Origin of the sequence: Endozoicomonas sp. GU-1, from assembly GCF_027366395.1 — a bacterium.
Lineage (GTDB): Bacteria > Pseudomonadota > Gammaproteobacteria > Pseudomonadales > Endozoicomonadaceae > Endozoicomonas.
On record NZ_CP114771.1, the window covers coordinates 1,522,213 to 1,538,539 of the forward strand.

Here is a 16,327-nt window from a genome sequence, read left to right on the forward strand (position 1 = left end):
AACCGCTTCCAGCATGTAGAACATTTACTTCCAGCCAGCCACAGAACTCCCTTTAAACAGCTCCGTAGCCTTGGTTTCAACCGCATCCGTCTGATACGACTTAACCAGGGCCAGTACGCGCAGGTCTGTCTGATTATCTTCACGGGTGACAATGATGTTCACATAGGGAGAGTCCTTATCTTCCACCAGCAGGGCATCACGGGTTGGGGTGTAACCCGCCGGTACCGCATAGGTGTTGTTGATAAAGGCCATATCCACATCATCCAGTGAGCGGGGCAGCTGCGCCGCATCCAGTTCAATAAACTGGAAATCACGGGGATTTTCAATGATATCTGCCGGTGTTGCTTCCAGATTATTCACATCGTTCAGCTTAATAAAGCCACGCTGATGCAGAAGAATCAGTGTACGGCCTTCATTGCTTGGGTCATTGGGAATAGCGATTTTGGCTCCATCCTGCAACTCACTGATGTCTTTCAACGTCTTTGAGTAAGCGGCAATGGGATAAACAAAGGTGTTACCAACGGCCACCAGCTTAAAGCCCCGGTCACGCACCATGCTGTCCAGGTAAGGGCGGTGCTGGAATGCATTGGCATCAATACTGCCGTCCGACAGCGCTACGTTTGGCGACACATAATCAGAGAACTCCACCAGCTCCACAGCCACATTATGGTCCTGTCTGGCGATGTCTACCGCCACTTTCATCACATCGGCCTCAGGCCCCGCCATCACCCCCACCTTCAGCGGGCCATTTGGATCATCCGACTGACCACAGCCTGCCAGCAATACTGCTGACGCTAATACCGCCGAACTGGCCAGGATTTTTACTGTTTTTAGAATATTAAAAGTCATTGATTACTCCCGGACTTTAACAACATGCCATCAACATTAGTGACGTTGATGGATTCCCACCTTACAAATAATTATCAGTGACTGCGATCATAATAGTGCTGCAGGCGATCACCCACCATCTGCAGCAATTGCACCAGGGCAATCAACACCACCACCGTAGCCAGCATGATGACCCCATCAAACCGCTGGTAGCCATAACGGATGCCCAGGTCACCAAGACCGCCACCACCAATGGCACCGGCCATGGCCGAGTAGCTCACCAGCGTTACCAGCGTAATGGTCATGCCATTAATCAGCCCGGGCCTGGCCTCCGGCAGCAACACCCGGGTAACAATCTGCAACGGGCTGGCCCCCATGGACTGGGCAGCCTCCACCAATCCGAAAGGCACTTCATTCAAGGCACCTTCGGCAATGCGGGCAACAAACGGGATCGCCGCCACGGTCAATGGCACAATCGCGGCGGTGGTACCAATGGAAGTACCGGTCAACAGTCGCGTCAACGGGATGATAGCCACCATCAGAATAATAAAAGGAATGGAACGTCCGGCATTGACCATACCGCCCAGAACCAGGTTGGCAACCCGGTTTTCCAGAATACGTCCTTCCCGGGTCACGTAGAGCAGCACTCCCAGCGGGATACCGAGCAGAAAGCTGATGCCTCCGGAAAAGGCCACCATATAGAGGGTTTCCCAGAGCGCCTTGAACAACAGTGACCATGCATCAGCTGACATAACCAATCACCTCTACCTGGACCGTATTGTCTGGTGAGTTATGCAAGCCCTGCAGAAACTGCAGCGACTGCTCAATGCCTTCCGGCTCACCCATAATTTCCACCATCAAAAAGCCCATGGCTTTTTCATTGACCGTTTCAATATCCGCCTGCAGGATATTAAAGTCCGTGTTGAACTGTCTTGCCGCCCTGGTAATCAACGGCTGGACAACCCCCTGCCCGACAAAGGTAATGCGTACCACCGGCCTGGCACCCTCACAAGGCTCAGACTGGAACCGGGCTTCAATTTCTGCCACCGGTTTTTCATGAATCGCACTGCGCACAAACTCTTTGGCCAGATCCGTCCGGGGGTTGAGAAAGAACTGCTCTACCTCATTCTCTTCAATGATCTTGCCAAAACTCATAATGGCCACTCGATCACAGATGGTTTTCACCACATCCATCTCATGGGTAATGATCAGAATGGTAATTTTAAGCTGACGGTTGATGTCTTTCAGCAGGGCAAGAATTGACCGGGTTGTCTGCGGGTCCAGTGCGGACGTGGCTTCATCGCACAACAGCACTTTCGGCTTACTGGCCAGGGCCCGGGCAATGGCCACCCGCTGTTTCTGACCGCCGGACAGCTGGGCAGGATAACTGTTTCTTTTCGAGTCCAGCCCGGTCAGTTCCAGCAGGGGCAGAACGGCCTGTTCTATTTCTGATTTGCTGGCACCGGCCAACTCCAGGGGAAGAGCGACATTATCATACACAGTGCGGCTGGACAGCAGATTGAAATGCTGAAAAATCATCCCAATGTTGTGACGGGCCTGACGCAATAATTTCTCTGGTAGCAGAGTCAGGTCCTGACCATCCACCAGCACCTGGCCGGAAGTCGGTTTCTCCAGTAAGTTGACGCAGCGAATCAGCGTGCTTTTCCCTGCGCCACTGGAGCCAATCACACCGTAGATGGCACCTTCAGGCACCGACAGATTTACTCCGTCAATGGCCTTGACCTCGGTGCCGCCAGCGGCAAACACCTTGGTCAGGTTAGTCAATTCAATCATATGCATAAAAAAACCACCCTGATGCTAACAGAGTGGTTTCATAAGGAATTCTTAATTGAAACCCTTCTTTTAGCGGAATTTGTAATGCGCCCGCAAGCCAAGGTCAAATCAGCGCATGGCGTGACAAACTATCCAAAATAGTGATTTCTGTCAACTTTCTCACTCTCCAGGTGTCACCCCCGGATACCTTCAAACGGCAGACAGAATAGCGGTTATGCCTGAAATACTGCACAGCACCAGCATCATCTGGCGGATCCTTTCCTTTTCAACCTTTGCAGCGATTTTGCTGGCCAGCCAGTGGCCGGTTAACACCGCTGGAAACAGGCACACCCCGTAGATTAGCTGCCCGGTTGATAACAGATCATTGAGACCCAGCATAACCAGAGAGATAAAGCTGCCAATCACAAAAAACACCGCCAGGTTGGCCCTGATCCGGTTGCCACTTTCATTTTGTAGCAACAGCGCCATCGGTGGACCACCGATGGAGGCCGCCGTCCCCATCATTCCGGAGCACAGGCCGGCAACGAACAGAGTGAATGGCGTAGTTTTCAGTTTATAAGGCAAAAGACTGCCGACCACCGCCAGCAGTACTGCCCCGCCCAACACCAGGCTCAGGGGCTGGATACTGACCAGCGTCAGAATCAACACCCCAATCATGGATCCGGGTACCCGACCCAGCAGGGCATAACCCAGAATGGAAACATCAATCTCGCTGGCATAACGTCGGGGAGACAGCGCCCCGATCGCCATACCGGAAAAAATCAGCGGCCCCGGTATCAGGGCAGGATCTATGTGATAAAGAAAAGGTGCGGCAACAACCGCCATGCCAAAGCCAATGGTTCCCTGGACAATAGCCCCCAGGCCAACAACCCCCATGGCAGCAACAACCTGCAGAAGTGACAGTTCCATGCAACGACATCCAGCCTTAGAAATTAACTCAGGCTCTGTTATATTGTTTTTTCGAATAAAAAAATAAGAATAAATTATATATAGTTAGCGATAGCCAAAACATAGGTACTGGGCACTTTTTTTCCTGCTGTACACCTAATCACTGGACAATTGACGTTTGTCTTATTTAATTGAAGAAGAAGGAATATTTTTATTCAGTCATGGTTACCCTTTTTCCAGATGTGTGCGGGAACCATGAAATAAAGAACAGATGTCGTCAGGTATTTGCGCAGTTTGACCGCTTTTCCTATGCCATAGGAAGGCTGCCCGGCTTCATCCTATAACACCCATAACCAACTGGGCAGGTACTATTATGGAGCTTTTCTTCAAAGACTTTATCATGCTCTGGTCCACCATTGACCCGGTCGGCACTCTGGCGCTGTTCACTGGACTGACAGCACGACTGTCAGAAACGCAAAAACGCCGAGTCGCCCTGAAAGCGACCATTTACGCCTTTGTTATTCTCCTTTCGGCACTGGTTCTTGGTCAGATTATTTTAAAGGCGATGAACATTCAGCTGATCTCTCTGCAGCTGGCAGGCGGAATCATCCTGTTCCTGTTCGGCTTGCAGATGATTTTTTCTGATCCTGAAGACAGTTCCGGGTCCAGGGAACCCGGTCATCAACTGGCCGTATTCCCTCTGGCGGTCCCTTCCATTGCCAGCCCCGGGGCCATTATGGCGGTGATTGTACTGACCGACAATCACGTCAAAACCTTCAGCCAGCAGGCCATGACCGCCGGTGCCATGACGCTGGTGCTTCTGGTCACCTGTGGCCTGATGCTGTTTGCCGACCGGATCTTTCGGGTGATTGGCCACAATGGCTCGGCCATTATCATCCGGGTAATGGGCATGATACTGGCAGCACTATCGGTAGAACTGGTGATGACCGCCCTTGGGGTTCAGCGCTGGATGAGTTAGGAATGGTCAATAAACGCTGCCCGCTGCCCGCTGTCCGAAAAAGACAGGCGGCTTATGCTTTTGCGGGAAGCGGGAAGCGGGAAGCGGGAAGCGGGAAGCGGGCAGCGAGAAATTCCGGGACAATGCCTTAGCTCCCAAGCCCCATCATCGACTTATAGTGCTTTCGACAAACCGAAAGATAGCGGTCATTGCCCCCTATCTGCACCTGGCTGCCGCTTTTTACCGGCTGACCATCACCGTCAAGACGCAGCTGCATATTGGCCTTTTTCTCACAGCACTTGCAGATGCTTTTCAGCTCGGTAAGTTCATCAGCAATACTGAGCAGCACTTCACTGCCGGCAAACGCTTTACCAAAAGCATCGGTGCGCAGGCCAAAGCAAAGTACCGGAATACCCAGCACATCCACCACATCCGACAGTTGCCACACCTGCTCCGGGGTCAGGAACTGTGCTTCATCGACCATAACACAGGCGATATAGTCTTCACTGTGTTCTCTGGCAATTTGCTGCTTCAGGTCATCACTCTGGGAAATGGCCACCGCTTCACTTTGCAGGCCAATCCTTGAGGTGATTCTGCCGACACCAAAACGGTCATCAATCACCGGAGCCAGCAACAACACCCGTTTACCGGCACTCTCATAATTATGAGCTGACTGCAGAAGGTAGGTACTCTTGCCCGAATCCATGGAAGAAAAATAGAAATAAAGTGAAGCCATTACACGGTGATCCTTGGTGTTGATGGCCTCATTATTCCGTCATTGTCGCTTTATCTCCACCGAAATTTCCGTACCCCGGCTTCGGAAGATGACGCATGCGCTATCTATGGAAGTCGCGCAAATTTTGCTAGCCTTGCACTTTCCAAACGCTATCAACATCACCTGACTGAATGAAACTGACGCCCCACCAGCAAGCAGTTGCCGACCACGATAAAGACCATGCCCTCTGTATTGCCGTGGCTGGCTCGGGCAAAACCTCAACCCTGGCACAACTGGTCAGCAACCTGCTGTGCAAAGGGGCTGACCCGCGTCGATTGATGGTGATGATGTTTAACAAAGCGGCCCAGATCGACTTTTCCAAAAAGCTTCGCACCCTGGCCAGTGGTCCGTTGGCAGACTTGCCGGAAAACCAGCGGCAGCTTCCGGAAATCAGAACCTACCACGCCACAGGTCTGAAACTGCTGAGAACTCTGGAAGGCTGGCAAATCAGACCCCCCTACAACAAACAACCGTTATCGGAGAAAGTCGTTGAGCTACAGGTCAGGACACTGATCCTGAAACTGGCACCGGAAACCATTAAGGACCGGATGCGCTCGGATGCCGCCCGTCTGATCGAAGCGGCCATCAGCTTTATTGAATCGGTCAAAGCCCATTTAACCAGCCCTGAGCTATGGTTTGAGCAATCCGGTTATACCGATGACTATCGCTTTTTCATCAAGCTGTTTCATCAGTTTGAGCAGTGGCGCCATCAACAGCGATCAATCACCTTCACCGATATGCTGTACGACCCGGTGACACTGATCCGGGCACATCCGGAACTGGTGCCCAAAGTGGCTGATAAAATGGACTTTATCATCGTTGATGAATACCAGGATACCTCAACCCTTCAGCATCAGTTTACCCGGCTGATTGCCGGACAGCGCGCCCGAATGATTGCCGTTGGCGATCCCGACCAGACGATCTACGAATTCGCCGGTGCCAATATCGACAACATTCTGAACCATTTTCAGCAGGACTATGGCACTACCGGTGACGTTAAAGAACTCACCATGCCCCACACCTTTCGCTATGGTCACAGTATTGCCCTGGCTGCCAGCCATTTAATCAGCCAGAACCGGTCCCGCAAAAATGTGCTCTGTATTGCCCATCCGGACAACGCGCCCTCCCTGATTCGCATCAGCCAACCGGGTGCAGACGACAGTCGTTTTGTGGTTGAGGCGCTGACCGAATATCTGGCATCCGGAACACCACCGGAAGATATTGCCATTCTGGTGCGGGTCTGGGCCCAGGCCGTGCCCATTGAGCTGAACCTGCTGGAAATGGGCCTTCCCTACAGTAGTGATGGCCCCTCCCTGTTTCAAAGGCCGGAAATTGCCTCAGTGATCGATGCCATGACCCTGGCCAGTGGTGGCTTTGCCGGGCTACTGCCAGAGGTTCGTTCCCATAAGTTGGCCAGACTTCTGACCCTGCCCCATATCGGCCTTAAACAACAGTATATTGACTGGCTTTGCCAGCAGCTGAAGGACCAGAGCCACCAATTGGGTAAAACCCTTGGCAAGCTGGCAGCCAACATCAAAGACATCAGTGACTTTCAGGTGCGAAAACTGACACAAAGGGCAGAGCTGTTCTCATGGCTGGAGCACAATGGCAACAAACACAAGGCCCATACGCTGATCGCCCGGTATATTCAACAATCCGAACTATACGACAGCCTTAAATCCATGAGCCTCAATGAGCAGAGAACGGATGAACAGATTCTGGCGATCAAAGGTTTTCATCGCTTCCTCAAACAGCTGAACGAAGACACCGCCCACTGCTGCCTGCATATTGCTGAATTAATCGAGAAGCAGAAGCAACAGAAAGATCAGAGACAACGATCAACTCACGGCATCAAGCTCAGCTCCTGCCATCGCTCCAAGGGGTTGGAATGGCCGGTTGTGTTAATCCCGGGACTGACCCGCCAATACTGGCCGTTCCTCAGGGAAGATGAAATGGCTAACCTGTCGGCCAGGACCAGTAATGCTATTGAGTCTGAGCGTCGCCTGCTCTATGTCGCCATGACCCGTGCCAGACAGCAATTACACCTGTTTACCGCGCAGGGCGAGCTTACCTGCTTTTCCAAAAAAGACGCCAAAAAAGACGCCAACAAAGACGCCAGAAAAGATTCCGGAAAACGTTTATGGTCAGCTAATGACCAACCCCTGGCCGGAAAAGACCGCCAGGACAGCATCAGCCCCTTTTTACTGGAAATGAACCTGCCCCATGTCTTATCCCTGGGCAACCTGCTCCATGAAAATGCCGATGACGACCTGGCTGAAGCCATCAATAAAATTGGTCTTACGCCAGTATCAAGACGTTACGTCAGCTCAGCCCGGGCGACACTGGCCGAACGACTGAAAGCAGTGCCCGACATTGCGATAAACGACGAATCCACAGGCTCTGCCAACACAGGAGCCAGTATACCCTCCGACGCGCCATGGCAGCTCAAGGCCATTATTGATCATGCCATCTTTGGTCGCGGAGAAGTGATTGAGGTTAATGACCGTAATTTCTCCATCCGTTTTGACAGTCGCCAACACGGCGTCAAACGGTTTGCCAGAATTGAAGAGGTTCGCCACCTGTTCAGCGTGCTCTGAATTACCGCGGCTGCTTTTATACGACTATAAACGTTTATCCAGAAACACCTTGTTGATAATGCTCTTTTATGGAATTTTTCCTGCTGTTTTCAGTCCTAGTCATTATCTGCATCAAAACAGCCCAAAGAAATGAATAGCGTCAGCAGCAACACAAATCCCTCATTTACCTGTTCTATCTGCCTTGGTAGCAACGAAGTCACCACAGGGCAATCTGCCTGGCACAAAACACCGGTCCGAACTCCTGCCAACCAAAACCTCATTTTTTCCACCTGGGATGCATCACCGAATGGCTTAACGGTGACCTGCAAAAGGGAAAAAGCCTCGATCAACGCCAATGCTGTGATTGCAAACAACCGGCACTGCCGCTGGTTCGTGTGAACGGGAGCCGCATCCTGGAAAAAGATTCAATTTATTTTGAATCCCTGGTGCTTCATGTCTGTCGTACCGGGGATCTGACAACACTGAACAAGCTTCTGGCCCTTGATGCCAGTCTGGCAACACAGACGTACCTCTCGGCGGTCACCGATTGGGCTGTATACCCGTTAGCTATCGCCATTGATTCCGGCCATATCGATTGCGCCCAGGCACTGATCGACCACCAGGCCGATGTCAATGCCGCTGATCAGGAGGGTCGGACGCCCCTGCACATTGCGGCTGAGAATGGCAACGTCCAGTGCCTGAAATGGTTGGTTACCCATGGAGCGAGTGTCAATGCCACCAATAAGAAAGGCGAAACGCCCCTGCATATTGCCACCCAAATCGACATAGTCGAGGCCCGTCAACAATGGGCTGCCATGGGCAGAAATATCGATGAAAGCTACGAAGATGGCAGGATATTCAAAGAGTATACCAGCAAAAAAGAAAACGACACTGGGTGCCTGAAAGAGCTGCTTGCCAACAGCGAAGTGGATATCAATGCTATCGATAACGGCGGCGTCACGCCCCTGATGATTGCCGCATTATGGGGCAAATCCGAGCGTCTGAAATGGCTGCTCGACGCAGGCGCAGATATCAATGTCACCGATCACCTGCACTGGAAGGCTCTCTACTTCGCTACCATAAGCAACTGTGCAGAGTCCGTCAAAGTGTTACTGGCCGTTCCCGGCATCCGATCCAGCAGGAGGGATATTTATGGCTGGACGGCTCTCCACTTAGCGGCCAGAAACAACTGCGCAGAGTCCCTCAAGGTGTTGCTGGCCACTCACGGCTCCCGGCTCAATAAGCCGAGTTACAAGGGCTTGTACGCTCTCCACATCGCTGCCAAATACGATAGTGCAGAATCCATCAGGGAATTACTGCTCGCTCCGGGCACCTCGATCAATAAGAAGGGTTACAAAGGCCTGGCTGCTCTCCACATCGCTGCAAAACACGATAATACAGAGTCCGTCGTGACACTACTGGCCAATCCAGACATCCGGGTCAATATGAGAACCAACAAGGGCTGGACCGCTCTCCAGATCGCTGCCGAACACGGCAGTACAGGATCCGTCAAGGCGTTACTGGCCGCTCCCGGTATCCAGGTCAATAAAAAGGTTAATGGCAGGACGGCTCTCCACCTGGCGGCAACATACGGCCACTCCGCGTGTGTCGAAGCGATGCTGTTCGCTCCGGGCATCCAGATCGATGAGCATACTGACGATGGCATGTCGGCTCTTAGCTTAGCGGCCCTCCATGGCCACAGCCGGTGCATGGATCTCCTGCTTGTATACGGGGTCTGGCATCCGGAACACCAGCTAACAAATTAGCAGGACCCGGTTAACACTGGCATTGCATTCATTCAACGTTGGTTGCCACAGAAAAATGCCTTCCGGGTAACCAAAAAAGATAAAGCCGATTCAAGTCAGATAAAGAACATGCAAGTACCAGGCTCGGCCCAAAATAACCAGCCAGCGACTGCTTATCAAACTGAGCTGGACAACTGCCCTGTTTGTCTTTCGCCGTTTGTAGGAAAAAGAGTCGTGGTGACCGATTGTCAGCACATGTTTCACAGAAAATGCCTGAGGCGTTGGCAACTGGAAGAAAATATCTGTCCTCTATGTAGGACCACTCTTAACCAGAGGAGCGCCCAACAAAGGCCTATCGTCGAGCGCTACACCCCTTATCCAGATCGAAACGCCCGTTCGTTATTTGCCGCCCGCCCCGGACGCTGGTTCCCCTCCGGCCTGATGAGTTGGTTGAGGCAACCCGGCGCTCACCCCAGCCTGCAGGACCATGACGTTACGAGAGCCATGGCCAGCATGACTAACGGGCGCAGCTCTCTTCGGATGACGCATGTAAATCAACTCCTCAGTCTCCCTTGCCTGCAGGAAAACGGCGCATTAAACCGACCCCTTTTTATGATCATTGCAAGCATGATGCGAGGGCGAGGGTTACCCCAAATGAGGGCGCTGGAACTATTCATCAACCACCCCCGCCTGCAGGAAAATGGTACAGTGGACCTGTCACTTTTCTGCACCATTAGACAAATGATGTACGAGCGTGGGTTACCTCGAATAAGTGAGCTGGGCCGTTTCCTCAATCACCCCCGCCTGCAGGAAAATGGCGCATTGAACATGCCCCTTGTCACAGCCATTGCAGACATGATGGACAGGCGTGGGTTACCCCCAATGGGGCAGCTGGACCGACTCTTCAATCATCCCCGTCTGCAGGAAAATGGCACAGTGAACATCTCCATTTTCACAGCCATTGCAGGCATGATGGGCGGGCGCGGGTTACCTCGAACGGGGCAGCTGGAGCAACTCCTCAATCATCCCCGCCTGCTGGAAAATGGCGCATTAAACCTGCGCCTTTTCAGAGTCATTTCAGATCTGATGCCACGTCGTGGGCTACCCCAAATGGTGGAACTGGAGGCACTGCTCAATCACCCTCGCCTGCAGGAAAATGGCACATTGAACCTGCCCGTTTTCAGCGCCATTGCGAACATGAGGAACTATCACGGGTTACCCCGAATGAGTCAGCTGGACCGCTTCCTTGATTACCCCTGCCTGCAGGAAAACGGCACATTTAACCTGCCCATCCTCTACGCCATTACTGGCATGATGCAGGGGCACGGGTATCCCGGATTGCGTGAGTTGGAGCGACTGGTCAATCACCCCCGCCTGCAGGAAAATGGCGCATTGAACATGCCCCTTTTCATCGCCATTGCGGGCATGATGCACCAGCAGGGGTTACCCCGCATGGGGGAGCTGGAGCCACTCCTCAACCACCCCCGTCTGCAGGAAAATGGCGCATTAAACATGCCCCTTTTCAGCGCTATTGCAGGCATGATGCACAGTCAGGGGTTACCCCAATTGAGGGAACTGGAGCAACTCCTCAATCACCCTCACCTGCAGGAAAATGGCACAGTGAACATGCCCCTTTTCAACACCATTGCGGGCATCATGCACAAACAGGGTTTACCCCAATCAAGAGGGCTGGACCAACTCCTCAATCACCCTCAACTGCAGGAAAATGGCACATTGAACCTGTTCCTGTTATGCAACATGGCAGTCGCCATGCACGGGCGCGGGATTCCCTCTTCTGCTGAGGATTTGGACACTATGATCCGACAATACTTATAGCGGTTACTGCCACTGACGGACTAATTGTTAGCAATACTAACCAGAAGGTCAGTTTAAAATCTCAAAAAATATAATAACTTGGATAAAAATTAACTAGATAACAAAAAGGAATATTAAAATGCTGAACTATATCAAGATAAAATCTCTTGCCCTGGCCCTTCTAAGTACCTTTGCCCTGATCAGTTTCGCATCAGAGCCAATCTTTCATGGACAAAGCCCTGAAACTGAATCCTTCGCGGCAAAGCTTGGCATTGAACGCCAAGTGTATTATCCATCTGAATCCCAGCTATTTGCTTACTACGCCCATGTTGAAGCTGAATCCATGGCAAAAGTGGACAGCGCCGAAGCCAAACTGATCCATCAGCAAATCAACCAATTGATTTCCGGTTTTACCCCCCGGGAACCGGATGCAATACACATGCACCTCGACCATCAGCACAAGGATAACGGCCGGTTTGATGAGTTATACGATGTATTGCAGGCAAAAGCAGAGGAATTGGGACTTACTGTGTCTTTACGGGAAAATTCCAATGCCAGCCCTTCCCAGTACCCACCCATACAGCGTACCAGTGTTCTGGAAATCATGCTGGGAAAACCTGAAACAATGAAGACATTGATCAATTACGCGGCCGACACCTATCAGCAGTACCTGGCAACAGAAAAACTGAATCCGGCAGATTCATGCCTGTTTGTTCACCCCCAGTACACTCCGGACGAGAATAATCCCGCAGAACAATACCTGTTCCATTACCAAGGGGATATCATGTTGAGCAATCCAGTCAACTGCGCCGTTTCCCACAACTATGCGATCAATCTGCTGAATAGATTACTGAACATGCAAGGTAGATAAAGCGCATATCATTAAGAGTGAAAAATCAGCGCTATTTTAACAGACAGGCCAGTCCGGAAATCGGGCTGGCCTGGTACAATGTTCATTCCCATGCCAGGGAGATATTTAAACGGCCACTCAGTTTATCTGCGACCTTTTTTCTGCCGGGATGATGGACTCTTTGATGTTCTGGAATGGCGATTATCCCACTGACCGCCCCGGGCTTTCTGAAAATCACCCTGCGATTGTATCCGCTGGCCAGATCTTCTCTGCCCCTTGTTTTCCTCTTCCGGAATCAATTGATGCTTACCGGAACCAATCAGGTCGGAACGATTCATATCCCGCAGGGCCTGACGCAGGAATGGCCAGTTTTTCGCATCATGGTAACGGAGAAAGGCCTTTTGCAAACGACGCTGATCCAATGTTCTTGGCGTATACAAACGGGGGCTTTTATAGCTGACCCGCTTCAGCGGATTCTTTTGGGCATGATACATCGCCGTGGCCAGCGACATGGGCGATGGATAAAATGTCTGCACCTGATCCACACGAAACTTGTTTTTCTTCAGCCATAACGAAAGGTTCAGCATATCTTCATCTTCACAGCCGGGGTGAGCGGCAATAAAGTAAGGAATCAGATACTGCTTTTTACCTGCCTTTTGCGAGAAGTGTTCAAACATCTTTTTAAAGGCGTCATAGGTACCCATCCCCGGCTTCATCATCAGATCGAGGGTGCCTTTTTCCGTATGTTCCGGGGCAATCTTTAAATAGCCACCCACATGGTGCGTCACCAGCTCTTCCACATATTCCGGGTCTTCCACCGCCAGGTCATAACGCAGGCCAGAGGCAATGGCAATTTTCCTGATACCCGGCAGGGCTCGGGCTTTCCGATATAGCTCTGTGGTCTTCTTATGGGAGGTTTTCAGGTTTTTACAAATCCCCGGAAAGACACAGGAAAGTCGACGACAACTGGCCTGAATCTTGTCATCCTTGCAATTGAGATAGTACATATTGGCGGTTGGACCACCCAGGTCGGATATCTGTCCGGTAAAGCCCGGTACTTTTTCCCGAATATCTTCCAGTTCGGCAATCACCGATTCATGGGAACGACTCTGGATAATACGGCCTTCATGCTCAGTAATGGAGCAGAAAGAACACCCTCCAAAACAGCCACGCATGATATTAACCGAGGTTTTGATCATTTCGTAGGCCGGAATATTGGCATTGCCATAAGACGGGTGTGGACGACGCTGGTAAAACAGGCCAAACACACCGTCAATCTCAGGGGTTGCCAGGGGGATGGGTGGCGGGTTCACCCAGAGTTCACGGTTGCCATGCTTCTGTACCAGCACCCGGGCATTATGGGGGTTGGATTCCTGGTGCAGTACCCGGGAAGCATGGGCATAAAGCACCGGGTCTTTGCGCACCTTGTCAAAGGATGGCAACCGTATGCAGGTGGATGCCGGGTCCAGCGGCTGATTGCGATGCAGAGGCATGGGGATTATGCGCACCGGCTGCACGTCATTATCACCCGCTGACTCCGACGGGCTGCCGGTTTTGCTATCACAAACCGTCTCTTCAACCTCAGCATAAGGGCTGAGGCCATAAGCTTCTTCCAGGGACTGAATATCCCGGGGCCAGTCAATCCGTGATGAATCAATCTCGGTCCAGCCGGAAGGCACCGCCGGTTTGATCACCACGGTTCCCCGGATATCATCAATCTCCCGAATGGTCATGCCTTTCGCCAATCGATCCGCCACTTCGGCCAGGGCCCGCTCAGCATTACCGTACAGCAGAATATCGGCGGTGGCATCGATCAATACGGAACGACGCACTTCATCACTCCAGTAATCATACTGGGCAATACGACGCAAACTGGCTTCAATACCACCGAGCACCACCGGAACATCACTGTATGCTTCCTTACAGCGCTGGCTATAGACGATCACTGACCGGTCCGGTCGCTTGCCGGGCTGTGCGTTCGGTGTATAGGCATCGTCATTACGCACTTTCAGGTCGGCGGTGTAGCGGTTAATCATGGAGTCCATGTTGCCGCCAGTCACGCCAAAGAACAGGTTCGGCTTGCCCAGCCGTTTGAAGTCTTCCGGGTTGTTCCAGTCCGGCTGAGCAATAATCCCAACCCGAAAACCCTGGGATTCCAGGAAACGGCCAATCACCGCCATACCAAAGCTGGGGTGGTCCACATAGGCGTCGCCGGTCACAATAATAATGTCGCAGGAATCCCAGCCAAGCGCATCCATCTCTTTACGGGACATGGGCAACCAGGGCGACGTGCCATAGCATTCGGCCCAGTACTTGGGATAGGAGAAAAGGTCCGGTGCGGTTTTCGGTGTGGGCATGGATTCTTGGGTGCTGTGATGAAAAACCGGCTATTTTCACAGAAATCGCCCGTCAGTCCTACCCCGGTATTTAAATCAGCAATTACCAAATAGCGAAAGGTTAATAAGACAAACCGGCCCGTTGCCATAAAAAACCGTCAATACAACGAGACTACTGCCCTTTATGCTCTCCCTTAACCTGCTCTCGCAACGCTCTCTTTAATACTTTACCCGTGGCACTCAGCGGGAATTCCTGAAAAATTCGTACATAGCGCGGGTATTTGTAGTCCCCAAGCTGTTGCCGTGCCCAGGTCTTCACCAATTCCGGCGACAGCTCACAACCTTCGTGCAGAATCAGGCACGCCATAATCTCTTCAACGTAATAATCATCCGGTACCCCGATAACCGCCGCCTGCATAATATCGGGATGAGCCAGCAACACCTCCTCAACCTCACGGGGGTAAACATTAAAACCACCACGTATAATCAGATCTTTCTTCCGGTCTACTATGTAGTAGTTACCCGCTTCATCACAGCGGGCAATATCGCCGGTGCGAAACCAGCCATCTTGCAACACCGCTGCCGTCTGTTCCGGCTGGTTAAAGTACCCTTTCATCACGTTGTGGCCGCGAATGACCAGCTCACCATCCTGACCAAAGGGCAGAGCGTTTCCTTCATCGTCAACCACTTTCAGTGCCACACCAGGGATTGGTCGTCCAATGGAGCCAGGAATGCGCGCCTGATCCAGAGTATTGAAACAGACGACCGGCGACGTCTCCGAGAGACCATAACCTTCAAGCAGGGTGACGTTGAAATTGCCCTCAAATGCCTGCAAAACATCCACAGGCATAGGGCCACCACCACTGACACACAACCTCAACGTATCGGTAATGGCCTGTCGTTCACCAGCAGACAACTCTGCCTGCGCACCATTCAGGGCAATATACATGGTGGGTACACCAGCGAAATAGCTGATCTGCTCCTGCGCCAGCAGCTTCAGGGTTGTCAGTGCCTCGAAACGAACCATCAACACCATGGTGGATGCTGATGCCACGGCATGGAGCATATGGGCCGTCTGGGCAAAACTATGGAACAGCGGCAAAACCACCAGATGACTATCATTGACACCGGTCATCAGTAAGGCCGAACAGATAAGTGCATTCATCGACAGGTTATAGTGAGTAAGTTCAGCACCTTTTGGCCGTCCGGTGGTGCCGGACGTGTAGAGAATGGCAGCAGTATCTTCCGGGGCCCTGTCCTGCGGTTCGGCCATTGAGCCGCCGGACAGCAATGCAGATAGCGTGGACTCACCTCGCCACTCATCCTGGTTCAGGTCTGCGGTAATAACAAAAAAGTGCTCACAGCTGCTCACCCGTTGACAGGCTTCAAGTCCAAACTGCCCCAATGGCAGTTCATCCGAACCTTGAAAACACAGATAGGCGACAGCCTGACTGTCGGTAAGATGATAGGCGATCTCTTTTGGCTTCAGCAGAATATTCAACGGCACCACAACCGCACCGGCACTGAGAATACCGTAATAAACCATCATGAATTGGGGAATATTCGGGCAACTGACCGCCACCCGGTCACCGGGCCGGATACCTGTTTGCTGCAACCCCTGACCAATAGTGGCTGCCGTATCTTTTAATACCTGATAACTGATACGCCGTTCACCCGCAACAATGGCGGTTTTATCGGGATAAACAGCAGCGCTCCGGAACAGGAAATCAGCAAGATTGGGCATGAAACCAGCACCCCGGGG

General features: G+C 52.0%; 12 protein-coding genes, 1 pseudogene and 1 riboswitch. Of the genes and pseudogenes, 6 read left to right on the forward strand and 7 right to left on the reverse strand.

Annotated features, from left to right (window positions below):
- Positions 1–24: 24 nt before the first annotated feature.
- The 4 genes from O3276_RS06230 to O3276_RS06245 form a co-directional block, all read right to left on the reverse strand.
- Positions 25–849, reverse strand: coding sequence for a MetQ/NlpA family ABC transporter substrate-binding protein (locus O3276_RS06230; RefSeq protein ID WP_269674862.1), 825 nt, complete (start codon positions 847–849; stop codon positions 25–27).
- A gap of 74 nt (positions 850–923) precedes the next feature.
- A complete protein-coding gene (locus O3276_RS06235) occupies positions 924–1,580 on the reverse strand; it encodes a methionine ABC transporter permease (RefSeq protein ID WP_269674863.1) in 657 nt (218 codons plus the stop codon).
- Positions 1,570–2,622, reverse strand: a complete 1,053-nt coding sequence (locus tag O3276_RS06240) for a methionine ABC transporter ATP-binding protein (protein WP_269675942.1) — start codon at positions 2,620–2,622, stop codon at positions 1,570–1,572. Before O3276_RS06240 ends, O3276_RS06235 begins: the two co-directional genes overlap by 11 nt.
- A 49-nt stretch (positions 2,623–2,671) precedes the next feature.
- Positions 2,672–2,747, reverse strand: a riboswitch (SAM riboswitch).
- 64 nt (positions 2,748–2,811) lie between these two features.
- Positions 2,812–3,531 (reverse strand): sulfite exporter TauE/SafE family protein, encoded by a 720-nt coding sequence (locus O3276_RS06245; RefSeq protein ID WP_269674864.1) that lies wholly within the window; start codon positions 3,529–3,531, stop codon positions 2,812–2,814.
- 352 nt (positions 3,532–3,883) lie between these two features.
- On the opposite strand from O3276_RS06245, the gene O3276_RS06250 reads away from it, so the two are divergent.
- Positions 3,884–4,489: a MarC family protein gene (locus O3276_RS06250; RefSeq protein ID WP_269674865.1), complete on the forward strand. Its 606-nt coding sequence runs from the start codon at positions 3,884–3,886 to the stop codon at positions 4,487–4,489.
- A 127-nt stretch (positions 4,490–4,616) separates the two neighbouring features.
- Here the strand turns inward: O3276_RS06250 and O3276_RS06255 are convergent, their stop codons facing one another.
- On the reverse strand, positions 4,617–5,204 hold the full coding sequence (locus O3276_RS06255; protein WP_163370843.1) for a thymidine kinase: 588 nt from the start codon (positions 5,202–5,204) through the stop codon (positions 4,617–4,619).
- A 170-nt stretch (positions 5,205–5,374) separates the two neighbouring features.
- On the opposite strand from O3276_RS06255, the gene O3276_RS06260 reads away from it, so the two are divergent.
- The 5 genes and pseudogenes from O3276_RS06260 to O3276_RS06275 all read left to right on the forward strand — a co-directional run bounded on the left by O3276_RS06260 (position 5,375) and on the right by O3276_RS06275 (position 12,250).
- On the forward strand, positions 5,375–7,840 hold the full coding sequence (locus O3276_RS06260; protein ID WP_269674866.1) for an ATP-dependent helicase: 2,466 nt from the start codon (positions 5,375–5,377) through the stop codon (positions 7,838–7,840).
- Positions 7,841–8,214: 374 nt separating this feature from the next.
- Positions 8,215–9,585 carry an ankyrin repeat domain-containing protein gene (locus O3276_RS06265; protein WP_269674867.1) on the forward strand — a complete coding sequence of 457 codons (1,371 nt, stop codon included), beginning with the start codon at positions 8,215–8,217 and terminating at the stop codon, positions 9,583–9,585.
- Positions 9,586–9,693: 108 nt separating this feature from the next.
- A pseudogene (locus O3276_RS25655) lies at positions 9,694–9,870 on the forward strand (RING finger domain-containing protein); the annotation flags it as partial.
- 348 nt (positions 9,871–10,218) lie between these two features.
- Positions 10,219–11,400 (forward strand): hypothetical protein, encoded by a 1,182-nt coding sequence (locus O3276_RS06270; RefSeq protein WP_269674868.1) that lies wholly within the window; start codon positions 10,219–10,221, stop codon positions 11,398–11,400.
- Positions 11,401–11,518: 118 nt separating this feature from the next.
- On the forward strand, positions 11,519–12,250 hold the full coding sequence (locus O3276_RS06275; protein WP_269674869.1) for a hypothetical protein: 732 nt from the start codon (positions 11,519–11,521) through the stop codon (positions 12,248–12,250).
- A 122-nt stretch (positions 12,251–12,372) separates the two neighbouring features.
- On the opposite strand, the gene O3276_RS06280 is transcribed toward O3276_RS06275, so the two are convergent.
- Together O3276_RS06280 and O3276_RS06285 are read right to left on the reverse strand one after the other, a co-directional pair.
- Positions 12,373–14,586 carry a YgiQ family radical SAM protein gene (locus tag O3276_RS06280; RefSeq protein ID WP_269674870.1) on the reverse strand — a complete coding sequence of 738 codons (2,214 nt, stop codon included), beginning with the start codon at positions 14,584–14,586 and terminating at the stop codon, positions 12,373–12,375.
- A 151-nt stretch (positions 14,587–14,737) separates the two neighbouring features.
- The gene (locus tag O3276_RS06285) at positions 14,738–16,309 is read right to left on the reverse strand and encodes a long-chain-fatty-acid--CoA ligase (protein WP_269674871.1); all 1,572 of its coding nucleotides are present in this window, start codon (positions 16,307–16,309) and stop codon (positions 14,738–14,740) included.
- Between the last annotated feature and the right edge of the window lie 18 nt (positions 16,310–16,327).

Coding starts and splice junctions, on each gene's coding strand:
- O3276_RS06230 (WP_269674862.1), bottom strand. CDS start 849: ATGACTTTTAATATTCTAAAAACAGTAAAAATCCTGGCCAGTTCGGCG.
- O3276_RS06235 (WP_269674863.1), bottom strand. CDS start 1,580: ATGTCAGCTGATGCATGGTCACTGTTGTTCAAGGCGCTCTGGGAAACC.
- O3276_RS06240 (WP_269675942.1), bottom strand. CDS start 2,622: ATGATTGAATTGACTAACCTGACCAAGGTGTTTGCCGCTGGCGGCACC.
- O3276_RS06245 (WP_269674864.1), bottom strand. CDS start 3,531: ATGGAACTGTCACTTCTGCAGGTTGTTGCTGCCATGGGGGTTGTTGGC.
- O3276_RS06250 (WP_269674865.1), top strand. CDS start 3,884: ATGGAGCTTTTCTTCAAAGACTTTATCATGCTCTGGTCCACCATTGAC.
- O3276_RS06255 (WP_163370843.1), bottom strand. CDS start 5,204: ATGGCTTCACTTTATTTCTATTTTTCTTCCATGGATTCGGGCAAGAGT.
- O3276_RS06260 (WP_269674866.1), top strand. CDS start 5,375: ATGAAACTGACGCCCCACCAGCAAGCAGTTGCCGACCACGATAAAGAC.
- O3276_RS06270 (WP_269674868.1), top strand. CDS start 10,219: ATGAGGGCGCTGGAACTATTCATCAACCACCCCCGCCTGCAGGAAAAT.
- O3276_RS06275 (WP_269674869.1), top strand. CDS start 11,519: ATGCTGAACTATATCAAGATAAAATCTCTTGCCCTGGCCCTTCTAAGT.
- O3276_RS06280 (WP_269674870.1), bottom strand. CDS start 14,586: ATGCCCACACCGAAAACCGCACCGGACCTTTTCTCCTATCCCAAGTAC.
- O3276_RS06285 (WP_269674871.1), bottom strand. CDS start 16,309: ATGCCCAATCTTGCTGATTTCCTGTTCCGGAGCGCTGCTGTTTATCCC.